20 protein-coding genes and 1 pseudogene are annotated in these 24,557 nt (G+C 75.1%); 8 read left to right on the forward strand and 13 right to left on the reverse strand.

Annotated features, from left to right (window positions below):
* Positions 1-35: 35 nt before the first annotated feature.
* Positions 36-338, reverse strand: a complete 303-nt coding sequence (locus ACZ3J7_RS13800; protein WP_465620172.1) for a hypothetical protein — start codon at positions 336-338, stop codon at positions 36-38.
* A gap of 134 nt (positions 339-472) precedes the next feature.
* Between ACZ3J7_RS13800 and ACZ3J7_RS13805 the strand changes: the two genes are divergently transcribed.
* Positions 473-1,081 carry a GNAT family N-acetyltransferase gene (locus ACZ3J7_RS13805; RefSeq protein WP_465620175.1) on the forward strand — a complete coding sequence of 203 codons (609 nt, stop codon included), beginning with the start codon at positions 473-475 and terminating at the stop codon, positions 1,079-1,081.
* A gap of 111 nt (positions 1,082-1,192) precedes the next feature.
* A complete protein-coding gene (locus ACZ3J7_RS13810; protein ID WP_465620177.1) occupies positions 1,193-2,122 on the forward strand; it encodes an amidohydrolase family protein in 930 nt (309 codons plus the stop codon).
* Between the two features lie 41 nt (positions 2,123-2,163).
* On the opposite strand, the pseudogene ACZ3J7_RS13815 reads toward ACZ3J7_RS13810, so the two are convergent.
* From ACZ3J7_RS13815 to ACZ3J7_RS13830, 4 genes and pseudogenes are all read right to left on the reverse strand, one after another.
* Positions 2,164-2,250: pseudogene (locus tag ACZ3J7_RS13815) on the reverse strand (hypothetical protein); the annotation flags it as partial.
* A gap of 72 nt (positions 2,251-2,322) precedes the next feature.
* Positions 2,323-2,613: a DUF427 domain-containing protein gene (locus ACZ3J7_RS13820; protein ID WP_465620537.1), complete on the reverse strand. Its 291-nt coding sequence runs from the start codon at positions 2,611-2,613 to the stop codon at positions 2,323-2,325.
* Positions 2,614-2,661: 48 nt separating this feature from the next.
* On the reverse strand, positions 2,662-3,561 hold the full coding sequence (locus ACZ3J7_RS13825) for a S1 family peptidase (protein ID WP_465620179.1): 900 nt from the start codon (positions 3,559-3,561) through the stop codon (positions 2,662-2,664).
* Between the two features lie 139 nt (positions 3,562-3,700).
* The gene (locus ACZ3J7_RS13830; RefSeq protein ID WP_465620181.1) at positions 3,701-5,137 is read right to left on the reverse strand and encodes an MFS transporter; all 1,437 of its coding nucleotides are present in this window, start codon (positions 5,135-5,137) and stop codon (positions 3,701-3,703) included.
* 141 nt (positions 5,138-5,278) lie between these two features.
* Between ACZ3J7_RS13830 and ACZ3J7_RS13835 the strand changes: the two genes are divergently transcribed.
* The 6 genes from ACZ3J7_RS13835 to ACZ3J7_RS13860 all read left to right on the forward strand — a co-directional run bounded on the left by ACZ3J7_RS13835 (position 5,279) and on the right by ACZ3J7_RS13860 (position 12,832).
* Positions 5,279-5,755 carry a winged helix-turn-helix transcriptional regulator gene (locus ACZ3J7_RS13835; RefSeq protein WP_465620183.1) on the forward strand — a complete coding sequence of 159 codons (477 nt, stop codon included), beginning with the start codon at positions 5,279-5,281 and terminating at the stop codon, positions 5,753-5,755.
* A 232-nt stretch (positions 5,756-5,987) separates the two neighbouring features.
* Positions 5,988-7,397 (forward strand): erythromycin esterase family protein, encoded by a 1,410-nt coding sequence (locus ACZ3J7_RS13840; protein WP_465620185.1) that lies wholly within the window; start codon positions 5,988-5,990, stop codon positions 7,395-7,397.
* 268 nt (positions 7,398-7,665) lie between these two features.
* Positions 7,666-8,286, forward strand: coding sequence for an ester cyclase (locus ACZ3J7_RS13845; RefSeq protein WP_465620188.1), 621 nt, complete (start codon positions 7,666-7,668; stop codon positions 8,284-8,286).
* Positions 8,287-8,406: 120 nt separating this feature from the next.
* The gene (locus ACZ3J7_RS13850; protein ID WP_465620191.1) at positions 8,407-9,312 is read left to right on the forward strand and encodes an oxygenase MpaB family protein; all 906 of its coding nucleotides are present in this window, start codon (positions 8,407-8,409) and stop codon (positions 9,310-9,312) included.
* Between the two features lie 222 nt (positions 9,313-9,534).
* Positions 9,535-10,824: a ricin-type beta-trefoil lectin domain protein gene (locus tag ACZ3J7_RS13855; RefSeq protein ID WP_465620194.1), complete on the forward strand. Its 1,290-nt coding sequence runs from the start codon at positions 9,535-9,537 to the stop codon at positions 10,822-10,824.
* A gap of 286 nt (positions 10,825-11,110) precedes the next feature.
* Positions 11,111-12,832 (forward strand): glycoside hydrolase family 64 protein, encoded by a 1,722-nt coding sequence (locus ACZ3J7_RS13860; RefSeq protein ID WP_465620196.1) that lies wholly within the window; start codon positions 11,111-11,113, stop codon positions 12,830-12,832.
* Positions 12,833-13,012: 180 nt separating this feature from the next.
* Here ACZ3J7_RS13860 and ACZ3J7_RS13865 read toward each other — a convergent pair whose 3' ends face one another.
* From ACZ3J7_RS13865 to ACZ3J7_RS13900, 8 genes are all read right to left on the reverse strand, one after another.
* On the reverse strand, positions 13,013-13,516 hold the full coding sequence (locus ACZ3J7_RS13865; RefSeq protein WP_465620199.1) for an aegerolysin family protein: 504 nt from the start codon (positions 13,514-13,516) through the stop codon (positions 13,013-13,015).
* A gap of 103 nt (positions 13,517-13,619) precedes the next feature.
* Positions 13,620-15,149 carry an MFS transporter gene (locus tag ACZ3J7_RS13870; RefSeq protein ID WP_465620201.1) on the reverse strand — a complete coding sequence of 510 codons (1,530 nt, stop codon included), beginning with the start codon at positions 15,147-15,149 and terminating at the stop codon, positions 13,620-13,622.
* Between the two features lie 94 nt (positions 15,150-15,243).
* Positions 15,244-16,248, reverse strand: a complete 1,005-nt coding sequence (locus tag ACZ3J7_RS13875; protein ID WP_465620203.1) for an XRE family transcriptional regulator — start codon at positions 16,246-16,248, stop codon at positions 15,244-15,246.
* A gap of 226 nt (positions 16,249-16,474) precedes the next feature.
* Positions 16,475-17,341, reverse strand: coding sequence for a Rieske (2Fe-2S) protein (locus tag ACZ3J7_RS13880; protein ID WP_465620205.1), 867 nt, complete (start codon positions 17,339-17,341; stop codon positions 16,475-16,477).
* Between the two features lie 139 nt (positions 17,342-17,480).
* Positions 17,481-17,939: an SRPBCC family protein gene (locus ACZ3J7_RS13885; protein WP_465620207.1), complete on the reverse strand. Its 459-nt coding sequence runs from the start codon at positions 17,937-17,939 to the stop codon at positions 17,481-17,483.
* 63 nt (positions 17,940-18,002) lie between these two features.
* Positions 18,003-18,173, reverse strand: coding sequence for a hydrophobic protein (locus tag ACZ3J7_RS13890; protein WP_465620209.1), 171 nt, complete (start codon positions 18,171-18,173; stop codon positions 18,003-18,005).
* An 88-nt stretch (positions 18,174-18,261) separates the two neighbouring features.
* Positions 18,262-20,679 carry a SpoIIE family protein phosphatase gene (locus tag ACZ3J7_RS13895; protein ID WP_465620211.1) on the reverse strand — a complete coding sequence of 806 codons (2,418 nt, stop codon included), beginning with the start codon at positions 20,677-20,679 and terminating at the stop codon, positions 18,262-18,264.
* 4 nt (positions 20,680-20,683) lie between these two features.
* Positions 20,684-24,490, reverse strand: coding sequence for a HAMP domain-containing protein (locus ACZ3J7_RS13900; protein WP_465620539.1), 3,807 nt, complete (start codon positions 24,488-24,490; stop codon positions 20,684-20,686).
* Positions 24,491-24,557: the final 67 nt, after the last annotated feature.

Raw genomic sequence — 24,557 nt, forward strand, 5'->3', positions numbered from 1 at the left:
CGGCCTTGACCAGCCCCCCGCCGGTGTCCGGCCCCTCAGTCGAGCAGGGTGCGGTCGCCGATCACGTCCAGGTTGCGGAAGGTGGGCGGCCCGTCGCACAGCGCGGCGGCGCGGGCCGCGAACTCGGCGGTCTCGGGGCGCTCCGAGTTCTCCATCGCCACCTCGTACGAGGGGAACTCCACGATGTTCAGATAGGTGTCGGTGCCGTCGCGGTCCTTGGTCTGCAGGGCGCGCACGGCGAGGCGGTGGCCCTCGTTCTTGGCGACCCACTCGTCCAGCAGCTCGTCGAACTCCTCGATCCGCCCGGTCCGGTACTCGATGATCTGGATGAACTTCACCGGTGGCCTCCTCGGCTCACGCGGGCGGGCGCCCGCCCGCTGTGTCCAGCGTCCACGCGGGCCGGACGGGACGCAATGCGGGACGGCGCGGGTCCGTGGCCGCCCGGCGGCTCCGCGCCCGGCATACTCGTCGGATGTTCCGACCCGAAGACGGCACGGCCGCGTTCGCCCCCGAGACCGTCCGCACCGAACGGCTGACCCTGCTGCCACTGCGGGCCGAGCACGCGGACGAGCTGGCCGCCGCGCTGTCCGACCCCGCCCTGCACGCCTTCATCGGCGGCGCCCCGGCCGACCCCGCCGCGCTGCGCGCCCGGTACGCGCGCTGGGCGGCCGGCTCGCCCGAGCCCGCCGAGGCCTGGTGCAACTGGGCGGTCCGACTGCACGGTCCCGGTGGTGACGGCGGCCGCCTGGTCGGCACCGTCCAGGCCACGGTGAGCACCGGGGGCCGGGCCGGGGCGACCGCGGAGATCGCCTGGGTGGTGGGCTCCCCCTGGCAGCGGCGCGGCATCGCCACCGAGGCGGCCCGCGGCCTGGTGGGCTGGCTCCGGCAGCGACCGGTCCGGACGGTGGTCGCCCACGTCCACCCCGACCACGCGGCGTCCGCCGCCGTCGCCGCCGCGGCCGGGCTCACCCGCACCGACCGGTGGCACGACGGGGAGGTCCGCTGGGAACTGGAGCTGCGGCCCACGTCCGCGCCGGAGCCGGAGCCGGACTCGGAGCCGGGTGGAACGCCACCGAGGTGATCAGCGGGAGCACCGGCCCCCGGGCGCGGTACCGCTCCCGTCGGCGTCGATGGGCGGACGGCCGTGCGGCATGATCGTCCTCGTGGCGCACCCGGCGCGAGAGGAGTCCCGATGAGTTCCCCGCAGGAGGCGGCGGCAACGGCCGCGACCGCCGAGGCCGCCGAGGCCGCGGAGGCCGCAGAGGTGCGGCGGTTCTGGGGCGGGTTGGGGCTGCCCGGGCTGGTGGACGTGCACACGCACTTCATGCCGGAGCGGGTGCTGCGCAAGGTCTGGGAGTACTTCGACGCGAACGGGCCGCTGGTCGGTACCCGCGGCTGGCCGATCACCTACCGGCACGGGGAGGACGAACGCACCGCGCTGCTGCGGGAGTTCGGGGTGCGGGCGTTCACCTCGATGCTGTACCCGCACAAGGCCGGGATGGCCCGCTGGCTGAACGGCTGGGCGGCGGAGTTCGCGGCCCGGACGCCGGACTGCCTGCACACCGCGACGTTCTTCCCGGAGGACGGGGTGGCCGGGTACGTCCGGGAGGCGCTCGACGCCGGGGCGCGGGTGTTCAAGGCGCACGTGCAGGTGGGCGGCTACGACCCGGCGGACGGGCGACTGGACGCCGTGTGGGGGACGTTGGCGGAAGCCGGCACACCGGTGGTGATCCACTGCGGCTCGGGGCCCGCGCCCGGCGGGCACACCGGGCCGGAGCCGGTCGCCCGCGTCCTCGCCCGGCACCCCCGACTGGCGCTGGTGGTCGCGCACCTGGGCATGCCGGAGTACCGCGAGTTCCTCGACCTCGCCGACCGGTACGGGCGGGTGCACCTGGACACCACCATGGCGTTCACCGACTTCACCGAGGAGTTCGCGCCCTTCCCGCGCGACCTCCTGCCCCGGCTGGCCGGGCACGGCGACCGCGTCCTGCTCGGCACCGACTTCCCCAACATCCCGTACCCGTACCTGCACCAACTCCGTTGCCTGGAACGGCTGGACCTCGGCGCGGACTGGCTGCGCGCGGTCTGCCACGACAACGGGGCCCGGCTGTTCGGGCTCTGACCCGGGTCGGCCGGCCCGGGGGCCATGCCGCCGGTGGTGCGGCCGATGCCGGGGACGAGCCGCCAGGAGACGCCGTCCGCCGCGACGGCCCGGGTGTGGTGCTCGGCGTCGACGGCGGTTTTCGGCACGCCTCGGGCCGGGGTCGACCCCCGCGCACGGAGAATCCGCGCACGACCGACCGCCCCGGCCCCGCGACGCCGCTACTCGGCCGCGCCGACCTCCACCCCGCGCCAGAAGGCGACCCGGTCGCGGACGTGCTCGGCCTCCGGCTTCGGCTCCGGGTAGTACCAGGCGGCGTCCGGGTTCTCGGCACCGCCCACCGAGAGCGTCCAGTACCGGGCGGTGCCCTTCCAGGAGCAGACCGTCGTGGTGGCGCTGGGGACGAAGAACTCCCGGTTCAGCGCCTCCGCCGGGAAGTAGTGGTTGCCCTCCACCAGCACCGTGTCCTCCGACTCGGCCAGCACCGCACCGTTCCACACCGCGCGCACCATCCGTGCCACCGCCTTCCTCACCCTGTCGATGTCGTTCCCGTCCCTCCGTCAACCCCCGGCAGGCGCCGGGTGTTCCGCCCCGCGAGCCGTCACCGCGTCGACCGGGGCGGGAACGGGACCCGCGGGCCCGCGGCCGCCGTCGGCCCGCAGGGTCCGCCCGATCCAGTCCGCGTAGGCGGGTGCGCTGGTGTAGAGCCCCGGCCCGCCCGAGCACGGCACGTCCGGAGCGCCCGGCCCGGAGGTGACGCCGACCAGTTCCCACCGGCCGCCGCGGGCCTTCCGGACCTGCGGGCCGCCGGAGTCGCCGTGGCAGGCCATCGCCCCGGCCTTGCGGCTGATCGTGCACAGCCTGGTCGCGTCCGCGTAGCCGGGCGCGCACTCGGACGGGGCGCCCAGCCGGGTGTCCAGCTGCCGGAGCCGCTCCGAGAAGGCGAACTCGCCCTCGACGGTGGTGCCGAAGCCGAGCAGCCGGGTGGGGGTCCCGGGCCGCCCCGCCTCCTTCGCGATCCGCACCGGCCGCTGGGCGACCGGCCGGTCGAGCCGGACCAGCGCGAGGTCGTCCGTGTTGAAGCTCGTTCCGTCGCCGTTCGCGTAGCCGGGGTGCACGACGATCCGGTCGATCTTCCGCACCGTCCCGCCGGACGTCCGCCGGTCGCTGCCGACCCGGACGGTGCCGGCCAGCTCGATGCCCTCGCCCGTCACGCAGTGGGCGGCCGTCAGGACCCACTGACGGTCGATCAGCGAGCCGCCGCAACTGGCGTCCAGCAGGCCCTGTTCCGGGGCCGCCATCGGGATCACCGCCATGAAGGGGTAGCGCTCACTGGCGTCGTCGCCGTTGATGACGGCCCCGGCGTCGCCCGCCGCGAAGGTGCTGCAGACGAGGGCGGCGAGGGCTCCCGCGACGGCCACCCGGACGGCGGCGCGGCGGGAGGGCTTCAGGTCGGGCACGGGGGTCTCCTTCGTTCGGGAACACATGGTGTGCCCAGCCTGCGCCCCGCAAGATCCACTCGGCCATGGTGGCAGCGGGCCGGAACGCAGGGGGGACAACCGGCCACCGGTGGTGGGGCTGTCCCCCCTGCGCCGGGGTTCAGCGGGCGTCGGCCGGCGCGGACGCGGTCGGCGCGGCGGGGTGGCCCGCACCCTGCGGCGGGAGCGCGCCCCGACCCGCGCGGGCGGCGCCCCGGGTGATCCACAGGCCGATCCCGGCCGTCAGGACGGCGAGGGCCGCGGCGACCAGCCAGGCGGCGCGGAAGTCCTGGCGCTGGGCGGGGCCGGCCTGGGCGCCGACGACGGCGACCAGCAGGGCGACGCCGACGGTCGCGGAGATCTGCCGCACCGAGTTGACCAGGGCGGACCCGGTGGCGGCGCGGTGCCCGGGCAGGGCGGCCACGCCGACCGCCACCAGGGTGCCCAGCGCCAGTCCCACCCCGACACCGCCCAGGACCATGCTCGGCAGCAGGTCCTTCCAGTAGTCGGGGGCCAGGGACGCGAAGGCGGCGCGCCAGAGCATCGCGGCGGCGAAGAGCACGCCGCCGGCCGCGACCAGCGGGCCGTGGCCCAGGCGCTGCGCCGCGCGTGCGGTGAGGACGGTGACGACCGGGACCAGGGCGGGTCCGGGCACCATGGCCACGCCGGTGCGCAGCGCGCTCCAGTGCCAGACCTCCTGGCACCACAGCACGTTGGACAGCAGCATGATCGCGAAGGCGACGCCGAAGACGAAGGTGCCGGCGCTCGCGGCGCCGAACCGGGGCAGCCGCAGCAGGTGCAGCTCGAACAGCGGGCGGTCGTGCCGCAGCGAGCGGACGGCGAACCCGACGCCTGCGGCCAGGGCGAGGACCGCGAGCAGCAGGGTACCCGCGTCGGCCCAGCCCCACTCGGGCCCCTGGACGAGGGCGCCGGACAGGGCGGCGACGGCGAGGGTGATCAGCAGCGCGCCGAACAGGTCGGGCAGGCGCCCCTCCTCGCGGCGGTCGGCGGCCGGCAGCACGCGCAGGCCCGCGAGGACGGTGGCGATACCGAGCGGGACGTTGATCACGAAGATCCAGCGCCAGTCGACCTGGACCAGCAGCCCGCCGGCGACCGGTCCGGCGGCGGCCGCGAGGCCGCCGACCGCCGCCCAGTTGCGGGTGGTGCGGGTGCGCCGCTCGGCCGGGACGGTCGCCAGCAGCAGGGCCAGCGACGTCGGCAGCTGGGCCGCGGCGCCCGCCGCCTGGACGGCGCGCGCGGCCACCAGCCAGCCCAGCGTCGGGGCGAGGGCGCAGGCGACCGAGGCGAGCGTGAAGAGGGTGACGCCGGCCAGGAACACCGGCCGCTGGCCGATCCGGTCGCCCAGCCGGCCGGCGACGACCAGCAGGGCGGCGAGCACGATGGCGTAGGCGTTGAGGACCCACGACAGGGAGCCGAGGGTCGCCGGGTGCCCGTGGGCGGGGGCGAACGAGGTGCCCATGGCGGGCAGGGCCACGTTGACGATCCACAGGTCCAGGTTGGTCATGAAGACCGCCAGCAGGATCACCGTCGACGCCACGCGGCGCTTTGAAAACCAAACCGTCCGAGTCATGGCGAACAGGGAAGCACGTTGCGGTTTGATATTCAAACCACGCTGGCCGGAGGGGTGCGCGCCCGCCTACACTTTGATTGCCAAACCACCGCCAGGGAGGCCCGTCCGATGACAGCACCGCACGCCGACCCCTACCAGGTGCCCGGCCGCCCCTGCTCGGCCGCCGCCGCCCTCCAGGTCGTCGGCGACCGCTGGGCGCTGCTCGCCATCCGCGAAGTCGCCCTCGGCAACCACCGCTTCCGCCAGATCGCCAAGAACACCGCCGCCCCCACCGACCGCCTCTCCGCCCGGCTGAAGAGCCTGGTCGCCGACGGCGTCCTGGAACGCCGCCCGCTGCCCGACGACCCCCGCCACGACGGCTACCACCTCACCGAGGCCGGCCGCGACCTGCTCGGCGTCATCCGCGAACTCCTGCGCTGGGGCGACCGCTGGCTCACCGCCGCACCCCCCATGCGCCTGCGCCACCACGACCACGACTACACCCCCCGCCGGGTCTGCGACCACTGCGGCGAGACCGTCGACCCCGACGACGTCCACCCCGAAACCACCGCCCCGGGCTGGACCGTCCAGGGCCCGGCCGACTGACCCCGCTCCCCCGCCGGGACGCGCTCGGGCCGGCCCCGGCCGTCCGGCACCCCGCCGTGCCCCGGGGCCACTCGGTCCGGACCGGGTGCCCGCCGGTGGGGCGGGACGGGGGATTTCCCCCGGTCGAGAGGGGGGTGCTCCCCAGCGCGCGACCGGGCCCGCGGACGCGAAGATCAACTCGTCGGACGCCGAAGAGGTCGGCGTCCTCCCGGGGCGAGGGGTGAGCGGAACGATGGCGCAGGACGAACGGATCGGACGTCGCGCGGTGCTGACGGCGGCGGTGGCCGCCGCGTCGGCACTGGTCCCGGCGGCGGCGGTCGCCGCACCGGCGGACCGGGGCGGCGCGGGCGGCGCGGGCGACGCAGGTGGCGCGGCCGACGCAGGTGGCGCGGGCGCGGACCTGGCGGCGCGGCGTTCCGCCGTGGTGCGCGCGCTGGAGGACGTCGCCCGGCCGTTGCGGACGACGGAGCCCGGCGGCGGGACCGCCGACCTGCGCGCCCTGGACGCCATGGTCGGCGACGCCGAGGTGGTCGGCCTCGGCGAGGCCACCCACGGCTCGCACGAGTTCTTCGCGATGAAGCACCGGGTGCTGCGCCACCTGGTCGAGGAGAAGGGCTTCACGGCCTTCGCCCTGGAGACGAGTTGGAGCAGCGGCCTGCGGGTCGACGCGTACGTGCAGGGCGGGCCGGGCGACGCGCGGCAGGTCGTGCGGGAGGCGCTGGGCGGCAGCCCGTGGGACCGGGAGGAGTTCGCCGACCTGATCGCCTGGATGCGCTCCCACAACCGGAGCCGCCCGGCGCACCCGGTGCACTTCGTCGGTGACGACCTCGGCCTCCCCCGGCTCGGCGACCCGCTCTTCGCCCAGGTCGTCTCGCACGTCCGGGGCGCCCGCCCGGACCTGCTCCCCCGGCTCGACGCGCTCTACCGGGACCTGCGGCCGTTCGACGACGCCTTCGCCTACCTGCGGGAGCCGCGCGAGCGGCGCCTGGCCGACGCGGCCAAGGCGCGGGAGGCCCTCGACCTGGTCCTCGCGAGCGGGGACGGGACCTCCGACGCCCACGCGTGGGCGGTGCAGCACGCCCGGAACATCGCCGGGACGTTCGCCTTCGCCGCGCTGGACCTCGACGACCCGGCCTCCGTCTCCGCCGCCGAGCAGCTGCGCGACCGGGCGATGGCGGACAACGTCGAGTGGTGGCAGCGGCGCACCGGCGGCAAGGTGCTGCTGTCCGCGCACAACGGGCACGTCGGCTACGCGGCCACCGACCCCTTCCTCTACCCCAAGCCGCAGGGCTCCTGGCTGCGCGACGCCTACGGGCCCGGCTACCTGGCCGTCGGTTTCACCTTCGCCGGCGGCTCGTTCCTCACCAACGACGCCGCGCCGACCGACGCCTGGAAGACCGTCACCGTCCCGCCGGCCACGCCGGACATGAACGAGCACACCCTCGACCGGGTCCGCCACCGGGACTACTACGTCGACCTGCGCGGCGTCCCCCGCGCGGCCCGCGACTGGCTGGACGTCAGCCGCCCCACCTACGACGCCGGCTCGGTCTACCTCAGCGACCCGATGCCGCGGCTCGCGATCGGCCGGGCCTACGACGTCCTCGTGCACCTGAACCAGGTCACCCGGGCCCGCAGGTTCTGACCCGCTCCCCGACCGGGAGGCCGACGCGTCGGGCTTCCCATGAGTGGATTCTATCGATCGGGTAGAGAACAAGCCTTGGACTCATGACCGGGGTCGGCGGGAGGGTCGTGGTGCGGCCCCCGCGGCAGCGGCGGGCCGCCGCCGGCGGTGCACCGCACCGGGACCGGCGTCGCGCCACCAGGAACCACGGGCCGGTCGACCGGACCGGCCGAGCGTCCCGGCGCGCCCCGGGCCGGGTGCGCGACCGGCCGATCCGAGGAGCAACCCCATGCGTTCGCGCGCTCTCGTCCGCACCACCGCCGTCGCCGTCGCGGCGGCCTGCCTGGCCGGCGGCACCGTCGCCGCGGCCCGCGCCCACGACGGCGGCAGCGGCGGTGTCCGCCGACCGGCCACGTCGGCCTGGCCGCAGCGCCTGGTCGACCGTTCGCCCGACCTGGTCCGGCCCGGGTCGCTCACCGTCGACCGCTCGCTCGGCGAGCGGCGCGCGGCCCAGGAGGTGCGCCTGGCGCAGCAGTTGTACACCTTCTGGAACACCGGCCGACGGGAGTACCTGGACGCGGCGATCAGCCCGCGCTTCACGGACAACACCCTGCCCGCCGGCCGCCCGCAGGGCCCGGCCGGCCCGGCCTCCGCCTCGGCGAACTTCCGCGCCGCGGTGCCGGACCTGACCTGCGAGCTCTCCGACCTGCTGGTCACCGGCGACCTGATCACCGCCCGCCTGGTCTTCCGCGGCCACTTCACCGGCACCTTCGGGGACGTCCGGGGCACGGGCGGGCGTGTCGAGTTCAACGCCATCGACATCCAGCACGTCGGCACCGACCGGATCGTCGAGGACTGGCACGTCGAGGACAACGAGACCCTGCTGACCCAGTTGGGCGTCCACGGCTGATCCGTCCCGCCGTGGCGTGGCGGGCGGGGGCGGGGGGAGCGGCGGGCCCGGGCGGGGGCGTCCGCGGCGCTCCGACGAGGTCGGGCCCCGCCGCGCCCGGCTCGGCGTACCGTGGAGGGCGTGGACGCGGAGCACCTCGAGGACCCGTCCGGCCGACCGGGACCGCCCGGTCTGCGGGAGCGGCTCGGTGCGGCCCTGTTCGCGAAGGTGGCCGGTCCGGAGGGCCCGGCGGCCCGGGAGCGCATCCACGGGACGCCGGGGCCGCGGTGGTTCGCCCCGGGGCGGCCGATCCGGACGGTCCACGGCGACGCCTCGATGTTCGTCGGCGGTCTCGCCGCGCTGCTGGTCCAGTCCCTGCACCCGTCGGCCATGGCGGCGGTCGCCGCGCACTCCGGCTACCGCAGCGACCCGTGGGGGCGGCTCCAGCGCACCAGCACCTTCCTCGCCGTCACCACCTTCGGCACCTCGGCCGACGCGCAGGCCGCGGTGGAGCGCGTCCGCGCCGTGCACGCCCGCATCCGCGGCACCACGGCCGCCGGGGTCCCCTACCGGGCCGGCGACCCGCACCTGCTCGCCTGGGTGCACGCGGCGGAGACCGACAGCTTCCTGCGGGCCCACCAGGCCTACGGGGTCGCGCCGCTCGACGCGGCCGGCTGCGACGCCTACGTGGCCGACACCGCCCGGGTGGCCACGGCCCTGGGGGTGGAGGAACCGCCGCGCAGCCGAGCCGAGTTGGACGCCGTCCTGCGTTCCTACCGGCCGGAACTGGCCCGGACGGCCGAGGCCCGGGCCGCCGCCCGCTTCCTGCTGCTCCGCCCGCCCCTCCCGCTGGCCGCCTACCCCGCCTACGGGGCGCTGGCGGCGGCCGCCGCCGGCCTGCCCGCCCCGGAGCACCGCGCCCTGCTGGGCCTGCCGGCCGACCCCCTCACCCGCGCCGCCGTCCGCCCGCTCGGCTCGACCGTGGTGCGGGCGATCCGCTGGGCGATGGCCGGGTCCCGCGACCAGGCCGGGGAGGGTACGGGGTGAGCGGACGCGTCCGCCGGAGGGCGCTGGCCGAGAGAGCGCTCTCACGAGATCGCCGCAACCGGACCACCCTCACCCTTCAAGAGGCGAAGGCGAGTTGCCGCCAAAGGTCGCGAAAATCCGCCGTTCTTTGACATTGCCATGCCGATATCCCGTCCGTACGATTCGGGTCTGCCGGCGGAGGCGCCCCGCCGAAGAGAGCGCTCTCAAGCAAAGGATTCCTCCATGGCTGCTGCCCCACGCACGCGCCGTTGGTCCCTCGGCGGATTCGTGCTCCTCGTCACCACCGCCCTGGTGGCCGCCGCACCGCTCGGCACCACCCCCACCGCCTCCGCCCCGTCCGCCACCACCCGGCTCGCCGCCGCACCGGTGGCCGCCTCGAACTGGGGCGACGACTTCGACGGACCGGCCGGCTCCGCCGTCGACCCCGCCAAGTGGACGCTGGAGACCGGCGGTTCGGGCAACGGCAACCACGAGCTGCAGTACTACACGGCGGGCGCCGCGAACGCCGCGCTGGACGGCCAGGGCCACCTGGTCATCACCGCCAAGCGCAACACCGATCCGGGCCTGGCGTGCTGGTACGGCACCTGCCAGTACACCTCGGCCCGGCTGAACACCTCCCGCACCTTCACCCAGGCGTACGGGCACTTCGAGTCGCGGATCAAGATCCCGCGCGGGCAGGGCATCTGGCCCGCGTTCTGGATGCTCGGCAACGACCTCTCCACCGCGGGCTGGCCGAACAGCGGCGAGATCGACGTGATGGAGAACATCGGCCGCGAACCGGGCACCGTGCACGGCACCATCCACGGCCCCGGCTACTCCGGCGCGGGCGGCATCGGCGCGCCGTACAGCCTGCCCGCCGGACAGGCCTTCGCCGACGCCTTCCACACCTTCGCCGTCGACTGGAGCCCCACCGCCCTCACCTGGTCCGTGGACGGCACCGCCTACCAGACCCGCACCCCCGCCGACCTCGGCGGCAACCGCTGGGTGTTCGACCACCCGTTCTTCGCGATCCTGAACCTCGCGGTCGGCGGCGACTGGCCGGGCAGCCCCGACGGCTCCTCCACCTACCCGCAGACCATGGTCGTCGACTACGTCCACACCACCACCTGGGGCGGCAGCACCGGCGGCACCTACACCGGGCGGATCACCGGCCCCGGCGGCATGTGCGTGGACGTGGCGGGCGGCTCCAGCGCCGACAGCACCCCCATCCAGCTGCACAACTGCACCGGCAACGCCGCCCAGCAGTGGACCGTCGGCACCGACGGCACCGTCCGCGCCCTCGGCAAGTGCCTGGACGTCGCCGCCGCCTCGCACAACGACGGCGCGGTCATCCAGCTCTACACCTGCAACGGCACCAGCGCCCAGCAGTGGACGCACCGCTCCGGCAACGACTTCCTGAACCCCGGCTCCGGCAAGTGCCTCGACTCCCCGAACGGATCCGCGGCCGACGGCACCCGGCTGCAGCTGTGGACCTGCAACGGGACCGCCGCACAGAAGTGGACGCTGGGCTGACGCCACGTCACCGATGCCACATCGCTGATGTCACGTCACTGATGACGCCTCACCGATGACGAGACATGGATGTCGCGTCATCAATGACGGGACATCGATGCCACATCACGCATGACCGATCACCGATGACGCGACACCGGTAGCACGACATCGATGTCGCGACACCGACCACGGGCCGCCCCCACCGGCCCCTCCCCCCGCGCGGCCGGCCGGCCCTCGCACCCACCCCCGGCCGGCCGCGCCCCTGCCGGCTCCGCCCGCCCGCCCGAGAGGACTCCCCCACGCCATGACGCCCCCGCCCCCGCCCACTCCCACCCCCGCCCACTCCCCCGCGCCCGGCTCCCGTTCCCGCGTCTCCCGGCGGACCCTGCTGGCCGCCGCCGCGCTCGCGCTGCCCGCCTCCTACCTGGCCGTCGGCGGGCGGGCCGAGGCGCAGACGCCGGCGACCCTGGCGCTGGACCTGGCGAACACCACCGGCAGCAACACCGTCTACGCGTACGTGGTCGGCCGTGACCCGGCGGCCGGCGGCGGGTGGGCGTTCCTGCGGGCGGACGGGTCGAGCCTGTACCACCCGCCGAACCCGGCCAACGACCAGACGCCGCTGGGGGTGGACTGCGCGATCGCGCTGAACGCCTCCGGGGCCGCGCCGCGGCGGGTGACGCTGCCGCACCTGGACAGCGGACGGATCTACTTCTCGGTCGGGGCCAAGCTCACCTTCCTGATGAACCGCGGCGGCGGGCTGGCGCTGCCCTCGGTGGTGAACCCGACCGACCCGAACATCGACGTCCGGCACGACTTCTGCGAATTCACCTTCAACAACGACCAGTTGTTCGGCAACATCACCTTCGTCGACATGGTCTGCCTGCCGATCGCCTTCCAGCTGGAGGTCTCCGGCGGCGCCACCCAGACGGTGCGCGGCCTGCCCTCCGACGGCCTGGCGCGGGTGGCGTCCGCGCTGCGGGCCCAGTCCGCCGTCGACGGTTCGGACTGGAGCCGGCTGGTGGTCAACCGTTCCGGCGCCGACCTGCGGGTGCTCGCGCCCAACCTGGCGATCCGCGGCAACAGCGCCCTGTTCAGCGGCTACTTCGAGCCCTACGTCGACCAGGTGTGGAGCAAGTACGCGAGCACCGACCTGCGGATCGACACCCAGTACACCTGGGGCGCGTTCACCGGCCGGGTCAGCGGCGGCGTGCTGTCCTTCCCCGGCGCGGGGTCGTTCGCCAAGCCGTCCACCCTGGCGGTCTTCTCCTGCAGCGACGCGCCGTTCACCACCGGCAACGACCTGATGGGCAACCTGAGCGCCCGGCTGGCCGCCGCGTTCAACCGCACCACGCTGCTGGGCAACGCCAACCAGCCGACCGGCGAGAACCCGGCCGCCTTCTACACCCAGCCCCGCACCAACCACTACGCCCGGATCCTGCACTCCACCACGCCCGACGGCCTGGGCTACGCCTTCCCGTACGACGACGTGCACCCGGCGGGCGTCGACTTCGAGGGCAAGGTGCAGTCCGGCAGCCCCACCCGCTGGGTGATCACCGTCGGCGGCCTGGCCGGGGGCGGTGGCGGCACCCCGTCCCCCACCCCGTCCCCCGGCGGTGGTGGCGGCAGCGCGTTCGCCACCGTGCAGGCCGAGTCGTACGCGGCCCAGTCGGGTGCGCAGACCGAGGCCTGCTCGGACGCCGGCGGCGGCACCGACGTCGGCTGGCTGGCCAACGGCGACTGGCTGCGCTACTCGCTGGACTTCGGCTCGACCGGTGCGACCCGGATCGACGCCCGGGTGGCGTCCGGCGCGGCGGCCGGGGTCAGCGGGCTGGTCCAGGTCCGCCTCGGCAGCCCCACCGCCGCACCCGTCGGCAGTTTCGCCGTGGCCAACACCGGCGGCTGGCAGACCTGGCGGACCGTCCCGGCCGACCTGGCGCGGATCACCGGCGTCCAGACCGTGTACCTGACCTTCAGCAGCGGCCAGCCCGCCGACTTCGTCAACCTCAACTGGTTCGTCTTCTCCTGACGGTCGTCCGGTCCTCCGGTCGACCGGACGACCGGTCCGGAGGTGTGCGCGGAGCGCCCCGGTCCCCCTCCGGGGCGCTCCGCGCGGCGGTGGTGCCGAGGCCGTCGGCCGCCGTCGTCCACCGCTCGCGGAGCCCTGCCGCGCTCCCCCCGCCGCGGGGCCCGGGTCACCGGCCCGGGGTCACAGGCCCCAGACGGAGAACTCGGCGACGGCGTTGTTGCCGCTGCCGCCGGACGGCTTCGGGACGTAGAACTTCACGTCCGTGCCGTTGGAGTCGTAGCTGTTGGAGCCCACGTACGGGTTGCTCCAGTGCAGTCGGACGATCCGGCCGTTCAGCACCGGGTTCGCGCAGTTCTCCGAGAAGAACCGGACGACGCCCTCGGTGCCGGTGGCGAAGCCGTTGGACTCCGAGGCCCAGAAGCCCTGGGTCTGGTCCTGGATGCGGACCGGGGGCTGCAGGCTCCAGATGCCGTGCGAGAGCGACCAGCTCTCCCGGGTGAGCGTGCAGCCGGTCCAGTTGTTCAGCTTGACCACGGTGCTGCGGGCCGCGATGGCGGAGGTGGCGGAGGCGGTCGCCGCCCGGCCGCCCTCCTCGGCGGGCGCGGCGGTGGCCGTCCCGGCGAGGGCGAGGGTGAGCGCGGCGGTCGCGGTCAGCGCGCCGGCGATCTTGACGTACGTTCCCATGGTGGTTCCCCCCAGTGGCGGCTGCGGACTTTCCTGCGGCCGTGGAACCACTGTGCGGGGGCGCGATAAACCTCCGATTGACGATCGATCACCGCCCCCGGTCTCAGGACGCGGCGTCGGCCCGTTCGACCTGGCTGAGCGGGGCGGCCAGCGACTCCAGGCTGCGGCGTTCGGCCTTGACGCCGAGGAACGCCTCGACTAGTCCCGCCGCGGTCATCAGGGCCGCGCCGATGCAGAACGCGAGCGTGGCGTCAGCGACCTCGCCGCTGCTGACCAGGCCGTTGAAGAGCAGCGGTCCGGAGATGCCGCCGGCCGCCGTGCCGACCGCGTAGAAGAAGGCGATGCACAGGGCGCGGGTCTCCAGCGGGAAGATCTCGCTGACGGTGAGGTACGCGGCGCTGGCCCCGGCCGAGGCGAAGAACAGGACGGCCGTCCAGCACGCCGTCATCCCGACCGCGCTCAGCGAGCCGTGCTGGAACAGCCAGGCGGTGCCGAACAGCAGGACGCCGGAGCCGATGTAGCTGCCGGCGATCATCGGTTTGCGGCCGACCGAGTCGAAGAAGTGGCCGAGCAGCACCGGGCCGAGGAAGTTGCCGACGGCGATCACCGCGAAGTAGTAGCCGGTGTCGCCCGCCGGGACGTCGAAGAACTGGGTGAGGATCGCCGCGTACCCGAAGGTGACGGAGTTGTAGAGGAAGGACTGCCCGATGAACAGCGACAGGCCGAGGACGGTGCGGCGCGGGTAGGTGGAGACCAGGGTGCGGGCGATGGTGACGAAACCGACGGGGGCGCGCTCGCGGATCCGGATCGGCGGGTCCTCGACGGGCGGCAGCGGCTTGCCGGTCTCGCGTTCGACGATCGCCTCGGCGTCCCGGACGATCGCCTCGGCCTCCTCGCTCTTGCCGCGCGTGATCAGCCAGCGCGGGCTCTCCGGGACGTGCCGGCGCACCAGCAGGATGACCAGGCCGAGGACCACGCCGATGCCGAAGGCCAGCCGCCAGCCGACGTCGGTGGCGAACAGCGAGGTGTTCAGCAGCGCGATGGAGGCGAACGCGCCGAGCGCGGCGCCGATCCAGAAGCTGCCGTTGACGATCAGGTCGACCCGGCCGCGCACCCGGGCCGGGATGAGTTCGTCGATCGCCGAGTTGATGGCCGCGTACTCGCCGCCGATGCCGAAGCCGGTGAGGAACCGGCAGAGGAAGAAGAACCAGGGCGTCCAGGAGAGCGCGGTGATGCCGGTCGCGGCGAGGTAGACGGCCAGGGTGAGCATGAACAGCTTCTTGCGGCCCAGCCGGTCGGTCAGCCAGCCGAAGAACAGCGCGCCGCAGCAGGCGCCCGCGACGTAGAGCGCGGCGGCGAGGGTGGTGACCTGGGCGGTGCTGATCGCGATGCCGCTGCCGGGTTCGGCGAGGCGGGCGGCCAGGTTGCCGACGATGGTGACTTCCAGGCCGTCGAGGATCCAGACGGTGCCCAGTCCGATCAGGATCCGCCAGTGCCAGGGTGACCACGGGAGGCGGTCCAACCTCCCCGGTACGTCGGTCTCGATGGCCTGCGGGGCGGCCTGCGAAGCGGTGTGCGCGGCACCGTCCCCGGGGGTGGACGGGACGGTGCGGCGGCGTTGCGGTGCGGACATCTCGACCTCCGTCATCCGGCTGTCCGCCCGGGTGGTCCGGGCGCGCCGCAGACGCGTCTGCCCCCGGTCGGCGGGTGCACACCCGGCCGGTCCGTCAGGCCGCGGCGAGGCGTTCCAGCAGTTCGGGGACGCCGTCCAGGCGGCGGTGCGGGGCGAGGGCGGGGGCGAGGCCGCGGACGAGGGCGGTGCAGCGCGGGGCGCCGATCCGGGCGGCCAGGTCGAGGGCTTCGGCGGTGGCGGCGAGGGCCCGTTCGGCCTCGCCGGTGCGCAGGTGGGTGCGGGCCTGGTAGGCGAGGAAGACGCTGCGGGTCTTGGCGCGGGCGGGCGGGAGCCGGGCGAGTCCTTCGTCGATCCGGGCCCGGGCGGCGGCGGGGTGGCCGAGGTCGAGCAGGCAGCGGCCGGAGTCGACGGCGAGGTCGGCGGGGCCCATCCAGCGGCACCAGGCGGGGGCCGGGTCGGGCGCGGGGGCGGCGAGCGCGGTCTCGGCGGCGGCCAGGTCACGCCGGCAGGCGGCCGGGTCGCCGAGGGCGGCGTGCGCGCGGGCGCGGCGTAGCAGCAGCAGGGCGCGGGCGGTGGGGTGGCGGGCGTCGGTGAGCGCGTAGTCGAGGCGGGCGGCGGCGGCGCGCGGCCGGCCGAGCCAGGTGGCCTGGTAGGCGGCGTCGGCGAGGACTCCGGCGCAGCGGTCGCGGTCGCCGGCGGCGTGGGCGGACTGCAGGGCGAGTTCCCACAGCCGTCCGGCGTCGGGGTGGTGGCCCTGGTCGAAGCGGTACCAGCCGCAGGTGGTGGCGAGGGACGCGGCCAGCCGGTGCAGTCGGCGTCCGGTGCGGCGGTCGTACCGGCCTTCGTCGATCAGCGTGCGCACGGTGGCGAGTTGGGCGTCCATCAGGCGGTGGGCGGGGCCGCGCCGTTCGGTGGGGAGGGTGGCGAGCGAGTGGCCGCCGTGCTCCAGCCAGCTGACGAACTCCTCATCGACGCGGGTACCGCCGAGCAGGAGCGCCAGCCGTCCGGGCTCGACGGGGCTCTCCTGGCCGGGGACGCCCTGGACGGCGAGCGCGGCCAGTGAGGCCGCGCCGAAGCCCACGAAACTGCGACGGTCCACGGCGGCTCCCGGTGCGTCTCGGTGTCCGCCGGCCGGGGGTGCGGGGTTCGGTCCCCGCACCCGGACGCCGACCGGGATGGCGAGCGTACCGGCCGGGTCGGCGGCCGGGCGGCGGGAACGCCGCTACTGTCCGCTTCCCGACCGCTCGCCGCCCCTTCCCGACCGGACGGGACCGGACCGGTGCGCGGTCCCCCACCGGGAGACGACTGCCGGGTCACTGCCGGGGTCACTGCTCCGGGTGCGGGCGGGCCTCCAGGTGGTCGGCCAGGACGCGGGTGTCGAAGCGCGGTTGGTCGGCGGTGGCCGGGCCGCGGGTCGGGCGGCCGTCGGAGAGCCGGAAGCGGGAGTGGTGCAGGGGGCACTCCAGGCAGCCGTCGACGACCTCGCCCTCCGCGAGGGAGGCCGCCATGTGGGTGCAGCGGTCGGCGAGCACCGTCCAGCCGTCGTCGGCGGTGCGGACCACGACCACGGGGACGTCGCCGAGCCGGCGGCGGACCGGCCGGCCGACGGGGATGTCGGCGGTCGGGCCGAGCGAGTGCCAGTCGGGCGGGGCCAGCCGGGGTTCGGCTTCGGCGTGGGCGGCGCCGGCCGCGTACCGGTAGCCGAGGTGGCCGCCGAGGGCGGCGGCCAGGCCGACGGCGCCGGTGCCGGCCAGGCCGAGCAGTCGGCCGCGGGCGGGGTGGCCGCGGCGGCGGGCGCGCAGTGCGGCGGCGTGCAGCAGGGCGGCGGTGGCGGCGCCGGCGGCGTGCGTCAGCCCGGTGCGGCGGTGGGCGGGCGGGAGGCGGGACCAGTCGACCCAGCCCGCCAGCACGACCGGGGGCAGGGCGGCGAGTCCGGCGGCGGTGAGTCGGCGGACGGCGCGGGGGTCGCCGCCGGTGACGTCTAGCAGGGTCGCGGCGGTCCAGCAGCCGACGGGCAGTTGGGCGAGCGCGGGGTGCAGCGGGTGGCCGAGCTGGCGGCCGTGCAGCACGTCCCGGGCCGGGCCGAGCGGCAGGCGGCGGACGAGGTCGGCGATCCGTTCCGCGACGGGGTCGAGGAACGTCCAGCCGGCGGGGGTGTCCATCCAGTCGGCGGGTGTGCGGCGGGTGTCCATGCTTTCGCGGCTGTCCGCCCCGGCGTCCGGCAAACCCCCGTCCGGCGGCGGGCCGTGGGGGCGGGCGGGTGCGCGGCGGACGCGCCGAGGCGCCGCCCCGCCGGACGGGCGGGGCGGCGCGGATGTGCGGGTGGCGGGGTCAGGAGGGGGTGATCCGGCCGCGCCAGCCGCCGCTCTCCACTCCGCGCTCCTCGATGAAGGTCTTGAACCGGTCGAGGTCGCCGCGGACCCGGCGGTCGATCATGCCCATGGCGTCGGCGGCGTGCTCGGCCATGCCCTGGGGGTCGTAGTCCATCGCGAGGCGGACCTCGCAGCGGGTGTCGTCGAGCCGGGAGAAGCTGACCACGCCCATCTGCTGGACGTCGCCGCCGACGGTGCGCCAGGCGATCTTCTGGTCGGGCAGCTGGTCGACGATCTCGGTGTCGAACTCCCGGGTCACGCCGGCGATCTTGGTGCGCCAGTGGTTGTGGCGCTCGTCGATCTGGACGACCTGCTCGACGCCGTCCATGAAGCGGGGGAAGTCCTCGAACTGCGTCCACTGGTCGTACGCGGTGTGCAGGGGGACGTCCACCTCGATGGTCTCCTGGACCATGCTCATGCGTTCTCCTCCGTCTTCGTTCAGTGGTCTCAGTGGTCTTCGTTCAGCGGCCCGGCCGGGCCGTCACCAGCGGTACCAGCGGGCGCGGCCGCCACCGGTTCCGGCGCCCCGGGCCACGAAGCCGATCAGCCACAGGATCAGCACGGCGAGCGCGATCCACCACAGCACCTTCACGGCGAATCCGGCGCCGAACAGGATGATGATCAGCAGCAATACCAACAACATCGCGAGCACGGCGGTCGCACCTCCTCGGTTCGGCAGCGGGTACGGCGTCCACCGGCCCGTTGCGGTCCTGCCGGGCGTCTGACCGGTTCGTCCCGGGTCAAACGCTTCCGCCCGGAACATCCTCGTCCGGTTCCGTCCGGTCGAGGACCTCGACGGCGATCAGGCAGGTGTCGTCGTCGGTGTCGGCGGTGCTGGTGGCGAGGGCCCGGTCGAGCAGGGCGTCGAGGTCGGCGGCGGGTTCGGCGAGGACCCGGGTGAGGTGGTCGAGGGGCTCCTCGACGGACCGGTCGCGGCGTTCGACCAGACCGTCGGTGTAGAGCAGCAGGACGTCGCCGGGGCGCATCGCGAGGTGGTGCTCCTGGTAGTCGGGGGTGTCGGTGGCGCCGAGCAGGATGCCGTGCGGCATCGGGAGCGGGCGGGCGGTGCCGTCGCGCAGCAGGACGGGCGGGAGGTGGCCGGCCCTGGCCCAGCGCAGGGTGCGGGTGTCGGGGTGGTAGCGGGCGCAGACGGCGGTGGCGGTGGCGGCGCCGGTGAGGTCGGCGGTGGCCTGGTTGAGCCAGTCGAGCAGGCGGCCGGGTCCGGCGCCGGTGTAGGCGAGGCCGCGCAGGGCGTTGCGCAGGGCGACCATGCCGGTGGCGGCCTCGACGCCGTGGCCGGCCATGTCGCCGACGACCAGCAGGGCGGTGCGGTCGGGCAGCAGGGTGGTGTCGTACCAGTCGCCGCCGACCCGGTCCTCCTGGGAGGAGGGGCGGTAGCGGACGGCGGCGCGCAGGCCGGCGCTCTCCAGCGGGGGCGGGGCGGGCGGCAGGATGGCCTGCTGGAGGCGCCGGGCGAGCAGGTGGCGTTCGGCGGCTTCCTGCCTGCTGGAGGCGAGGCTCTCGGTGGTGGCGGCGAGCGCGGTCTCGGTCCAGTGCTGGGCGGAGACGTCCTGGAAGGCGCCGTGGACGACGGCGGTGCGTCCGGTCGGGTCGGGGACGGGTTCGGCGACCAGCCGGACGTAGTGGGTGTAGCTGCTGAGGTGCCGCATCCGGAACACCGCCGAGTCGGAGCGTCCGTTCTCCAGGGCCGAGTTGACCACCCGGCGGACGTCCTGCTCGTCGTCGGGGTGGACGTGCGCGGGCAGCGCGGCGAGCGGGATGGGCGCGCTGTCGGCCGGGAGGCCGAGCAGGTCGGCGGTGCGCGGCGTCCAGTGGATCTCGCCGGTGCGCAGGTCCTCCTCGAACCCGGCGAGGTGGCTGAGGCGCTGGGCGGTGCGCAGCAGCCGGTCGGTGCGGTCGTCGGCGCCGGTGGGCCGCCAGCCGACCAGCAGGCGGCCGGGCGGGTCGGCGAGGCGGGCGGCGGCGAACTCCAGCAGGACGGGGGTCGGGGTCTGCCCGACGAGGAAGGTCAGGGCGAGGCTGTCGGCGTGGTGCGGGCGGCCGGTGGCGTGCACCCGCAGCAGGAGGTCGAGCAGGCCGTCGGCGCAGGCGCGCGGGTAGGCGGCGGTGAGGGTGCGGCCCTCGATCCGGTGCGGGGGGCGGGCGGCGGGGTCGGTGAAGGCGGCGTTGACCCGGACGACGCGGAAGTCGGCGGGCGTTCCGCCGGCGGGTTCGGGGGCGAGCAGCAGGGCGGGGGTGAGCGCGGCGTCGAGGGCGGCGGTGTCCGGGCCGTCGTCGGTCGGGGCGGCGGGGCGGGGGCGGTCGCTCAGGGCGAGGGCGCTGACCTCGGCGGCGGCGCGCAGCCGGCGGCGTTCGGCGGGGGTGGGTTCGGACGGGCGGCGCGGCCAGGCGAGTTCGAGGACGGCCGCGGGGCCGTCGGCGCGATGCAGCGGCACGGCGAGGCGGTAGGGGGCGCGGTCGGCGCCGAGGGTGGCGGTGATCGGGCCGGTCGGGCCGATTTCGGCGCGGCGGGCCAGGGACTGCTGGGCGAGGACGGGCGCGCCGGGCGGGACGTGGCGCCAGGCGGCGCGCTCGGTCTCGGTGAAGCCGGGCGCGGCGGCGGCGTGCAGCACGCCGCCGGGCTGGACGGTCCAGAGCACGGCGGCGGTCGCCCCGAGCATGTCGGCGGCCTGGCCGAGCGCGTCCTCGACGACGGGCGGTGGCCGTCCGGGCGGGGCGGCCGGGGGTGTCGGCGGGGCGGGGCCGGGGCCGGTGGTGGTGCCGGTGGCGGCGCCGGGCAGGGTGGTGAGGATGTCGGCGGCGAGTTCCTGCGGGCCGAGGTGGGCGCGTTCGGCGAGCGCGAGCAGTTGGGCCCCGGCCTCGGCCGGTCCGCAGCCGAGGCGTTCGGCGAGGACGCCGGTGGCCAGCGCGGTGAGCGGGCGGGCGGCGAGCGCGGCGCGCAGCTCCTCGGTCTCGGCCTGGGCGCGGCGCAGGCGCAGCGCCAGCAGGCGGCGGACGTCGGGGTGCGGTTCGGCGGGGTGCGGTTCGGCGGGGTGCGGTTCGGCGGGGTGGGGTTCGACGGGGTGCGGGTGGTTCCCGGGCGGCCGCTCGGGTCGGTTCTCCGGCTGACGGTTCGGCTGGTGGTTCGGCTGCTCCATGACGTCAGCCCTCCACCCAGCGCTGCACGGTGGCGATCAGCTCGGTGGCGTCCACGGGTTTGGTGAGGTGGTCGTCGGCGCCGGCGGCGAGGCTGCGGGCGCGGTCGTCCGGCATGGCCTTGGCGGTGACGGCGACGATCGGGACGGTGGGGTGGTCGGTGCCCGCGCGGATGGCCTCGGTGGCGGCGTAGCCGTCGAGTTCGGGCATCATCAGGTCCATCAGCACGAGGTCGGTCTCGGGGTGGGCGCGCAGCAGGGCGAGGCCGGTGCGGCCGTTGGCGGCGTGCAGGGCGGTGGCGCCCTCGAGTTCGAGTGCGGTGCTGAGGGCGTAGACGTTGCGCGGGTCGTCGTCGATGACCAGGACGGTCCGCCCGGCGAGGCGGCCGGGCGGCGGGGTTCCGGCCCGGGCCGCCGGGGCGGCGGGCGGGGTGTCGGGCGGGGCGGCGGCCTTGGCGATGCGTTCGCGCAGTTCGTCCAGGCCGGTGGTGGTCTCCAGCCGGTCGGCGGCCGGAGGGGTGGTTTCGGCGCCGCCGGTGTGGCCGAGGACGGGGACCGGGGAGCCGCGCTGTTCGAGGGCGGCGAGCAGGGTGCGGGCGCCGTCCCCGGGCAGGCCGAGGTCGAGGACGACCAGGTCGTGCGGGGTCCGGTCGAGGGCGGCGAGGGCGCTGTCGGGGTCGCCCGCGCTGTCGACGGTGGTGGCGGGGTCGCGGCCGGTGACGCCGCTGCGGGCGAGCAGGGTGAGCAGGCCGGGCGGATCGGGCTCGACCACCAGGATGCGGTGTTCGGCGGCGGGCCGTTCCCCGTCCGCGTCCTCCTCCGACGCGTCCGCCGGTGCGCCGTCGGGGTCGGTGCGGGCGGCGGGGAGCAGCAGGGTGAAGCAACTGCCTTCGCCGGGCGAGGATTCGGCGCTGACGGCGCCGCCGAGCAGGCGGGCGAGTTCGCGGCTGATGGACAGGCCGAGGCCGGTGCCGCCGTACTTGCGGCTGGTGGTGCCGTCAGCCTGCTGGAAGGCGCCGAAGATGGATTCCAGGTGGTCGGCGCCGATGCCGATGCCGGAGTCCTGGACGCGGAACGCGACGGCGGCCAGGTCGCGGCGCTCGGTGGGGAGTTCGCCGAGCCGGGCGGGTTCGACGGCGAGCTCGACGAAGCCGCGGTCGGTGAACTTCACCGCGTTGGAGAGCAGGTTGCGCAGGATCTGCCGCAGTCGGGCCTGGTCGGTGTGGAGGTGTTCGGGGGCGCCGGGGGCGGCGGTGATCCGGAAGTCGAGGCCCTTCTCCGCCGCCAGCGGGCGGAAGGTGGTGTCGACGTAGTCGAGCAGTTCGCGCAGCTCGAACGGTTCGACGGTGACGTCGAGCTTGCCGGCCTCGACCTTGGAGAGGTCGAGGATGTCGTTGATCAGTTGCAGCAGGTCCGAGCCGGCCGAGCGGATCACCTCGGCGTACTCGACCTGCTTGCCGGTGAGGTTGCCCTCGGCGTTCTGGGCGAGCAGTTGGGCCAGGATCAGCAGGCTGTTCAGCGGGGTGCGCAGTTCGTGGCTCATGTTCGCCAGGAACTCCGACTTGTACATCGAGGTGCGGGTCAACTGGCGTGCCCGTTCCTCCAGTTCACGACGGGCCTGTTCGATCTGGAGGTTCTTCGCCTCGATGTCGCGGTTCTGGGCGGCCAGCAGTTCGGCCTTCTCGCCGAGTTCGGCGTTGGAGCGCCGCAGCTCCTCCTGGCCGTCGACCAACTGCTCGGAGCGGGCCCGGAGTTCGGAGGTGAGCCGGCGGGACTCGCGGAGCAGTTCGTCGGTGCGGGCGTTGGCCAGCAGGGTGGCCAGGGTGGTGCCGATGTCCTGGGCGAGGCGTTCCAGGAAGTCGCGGTGCAGGTCGGTGAAGTGGTGCAGGGTGGCGACCTCGACCACGCCGAGCAGCCGGTCCTCCATGGTGATCGGCTGGATCAGCAGTTCGCGGGGGGACGCGGAGCCCAGGCCGGAGCCGATCTCGGCGTAGCCGGGCGGGAGTTCGCTGATCGCGATGGGGCGGCGGCTGTGGCCGGCCTGGCCGATCAGCGACTCGCCGAGGCCGAACCGGCGCGGGGTGTCGGCGTAGTGGTGGCCGTAGGCGGCGGCGCGGGTCAGCACCGTGCCGTCCTCGGTGTCCTCGGCGAGGTAGCAGGTGCCGTACTGGGCCTCCAGTAGCGGGCAGAGTTCGTCCATCAGCAGCTCGGCGACGGCGGCGGGTTCGCGGCGGCCCTGGATCAGGGCGGTGAGCCGGGCCAGGTGGGTCTTCAGCCAGTCCTGTTCGCGGTTGGCGCGGGTGGTCTCGCGCAGCGACTCCACCATGACGTTGACGTTGTCCTTGAGGTCGGCGACCTCGCCGGAGGCGTCGACGGTGACCGAGCGGGTCAGGTCGCCGGCGGTGACGGCGCTGGTCACCTCGGCGATCGCGCGGACCTGCCGGGTGAGGTTCCCGGCGAGCTCGTTGACGTTCTCGGTCAGGCGCTTCCAGGTGCCGGAGACGCCCTCCACCTCGGCCTGGCCGCCGAGCCGGCCCTCGGTGCCGACCTCGCGGGCGACCCGGGTGACCTCGGCGGCGAACGAACTCAGCTGCTCCACCATGGTGTTGACGGTGTTCTTCAGCTCCAGGATCTCGCCGCGCGCGTCCACGTCGATCTTCCGGGTCAGGTCGCCCCGGGCCACCGCCGTGGTGACCTGCGCGATGTTGCGGACCTGCGAGGTCAGGTTGTGCGCCATGAAGTTGACGCTGTCGGTGAGGTCCTTCCAGGTGCCCGCGACGTTCGGCACCCGGGCCTGGCCGCCGAGCGTGCCGTCGGTGCCGACCTCGCGGGCGACGCGGGTCACCTCGTCGGCGAACGCCGACAGGGTGTCCACCATGGTGTTCAACGCTCCGGCCAGCGCGGCGACCTCGCCCTCCGACTCGACGGTGACCCGCTGCGACAGGTCGCCGCGCGCGACAGCGGTGGCGACCTGGGCGATCGACCGGACCTGGCCGGTCAGGTTGGAGGCCATCACGTTGACGTTGTCGGTGAGGTCGCGCCACGTCCCGGAGACGCCCCGGACGTCGGCCTGACCGCCCAGGATCCCCTCGGTGCCGACCTCGCGGGCCACCCGGGTGACCTCGCCGGCGAACGAACTCAGCTGCTCCACCATCGTATTGACGGTGCTCTTCAGCTCCAGGATCTCGCCCCGGGCCACCACGTCGGTCTTCCGGGTCAGGTCGCCGCGCGCGACGGCGGTGGCGACCTGGGCGATCGACCGGACCTGCGCGGTCAGGTTGCCCGCCATGAAGTTGACGCTGTCGGTGAGGTCGCGCCACGTCCCGGAGACGCCCCGGACGTCGGCCTGACCGCCCAGGATCCCCTCGGTGCCGACCTCGCGGGCGACCCGGGTGACCTCGGCGGCGAACGAACTCAGCTGCTCCACCATCGTGTTGACGGTGTTCTTCAGCTCCAGGATCTCGCCGCGCGCATCCACGTCGATCTTCCGGGTCAGGTCGCCCCGGGCCACCGCCGTGGTGACCTGCGCGATGTTGCGGACCTGCGAGGTCAGGTTGCCGGCCATCGCGTTCACCGAGTCGGCCAGCTCCCGCCAGGCGCCGTGCGCCTGCGGCACCTCCGCCTGCCCGCCGAGCATGCCCTCGGTGCCGACCTCCCGGGCGACCCGGGTGACCTCGGCGTTCAGCCGGGCCAGCCGCTCGGCCATGTCGTTGTAGACGCCGGAGATCTCGCCCAGCACACCGGGCGCGTCCGGCAGCCGCAGCGTGAGGTCGCCGTCCCGGACGGCGGTCAGGCCCGCCAGCAGGCGGCGCAGCGCGGCACCGTCGGGGGACGCGGTGGCCGGCGCGGCGCCGTCGTCCGCCCGCGCGTGTTCGGGGGCT

This window comes from Kitasatospora sp. NPDC015121, assembly GCF_055562955.1.

Bases quoted from the DNA above. Each gene is read 5' to 3' on its own strand.
- ACZ3J7_RS13895 (WP_465620211.1), bottom strand. From the start codon at position 20,679: ATGGAGCAGCCGAACCACCAGCCGAACCGTCAGCCGGAGAACCGACCC.
- ACZ3J7_RS13865 (WP_465620199.1), bottom strand. From the start codon at position 13,516: ATGGGAACGTACGTCAAGATCGCCGGCGCGCTGACCGCGACCGCCGCG.
- ACZ3J7_RS13820 (WP_465620537.1), bottom strand. From the start codon at position 2,613: ATGGTGCGCGCGGTGTGGAACGGTGCGGTGCTGGCCGAGTCGGAGGAC.
- ACZ3J7_RS13855 (WP_465620194.1), top strand. From the start codon at position 9,535: ATGGCTGCTGCCCCACGCACGCGCCGTTGGTCCCTCGGCGGATTCGTG.
- ACZ3J7_RS13835 (WP_465620183.1), top strand. From the start codon at position 5,279: ATGACAGCACCGCACGCCGACCCCTACCAGGTGCCCGGCCGCCCCTGC.
- ACZ3J7_RS13805 (WP_465620175.1), top strand. From the start codon at position 473: ATGTTCCGACCCGAAGACGGCACGGCCGCGTTCGCCCCCGAGACCGTC.
- ACZ3J7_RS13860 (WP_465620196.1), top strand. From the start codon at position 11,111: ATGACGCCCCCGCCCCCGCCCACTCCCACCCCCGCCCACTCCCCCGCG.
- ACZ3J7_RS13845 (WP_465620188.1), top strand. From the start codon at position 7,666: ATGCGTTCGCGCGCTCTCGTCCGCACCACCGCCGTCGCCGTCGCGGCG.
- ACZ3J7_RS13870 (WP_465620201.1), bottom strand. From the start codon at position 15,149: ATGTCCGCACCGCAACGCCGCCGCACCGTCCCGTCCACCCCCGGGGAC.
- ACZ3J7_RS13840 (WP_465620185.1), top strand. From the start codon at position 5,988: ATGGCGCAGGACGAACGGATCGGACGTCGCGCGGTGCTGACGGCGGCG.
- ACZ3J7_RS13880 (WP_465620205.1), bottom strand. From the start codon at position 17,341: ATGGACACCCGCCGCACACCCGCCGACTGGATGGACACCCCCGCCGGC.
- ACZ3J7_RS13885 (WP_465620207.1), bottom strand. From the start codon at position 17,939: ATGAGCATGGTCCAGGAGACCATCGAGGTGGACGTCCCCCTGCACACC.
- ACZ3J7_RS13810 (WP_465620177.1), top strand. From the start codon at position 1,193: ATGAGTTCCCCGCAGGAGGCGGCGGCAACGGCCGCGACCGCCGAGGCC.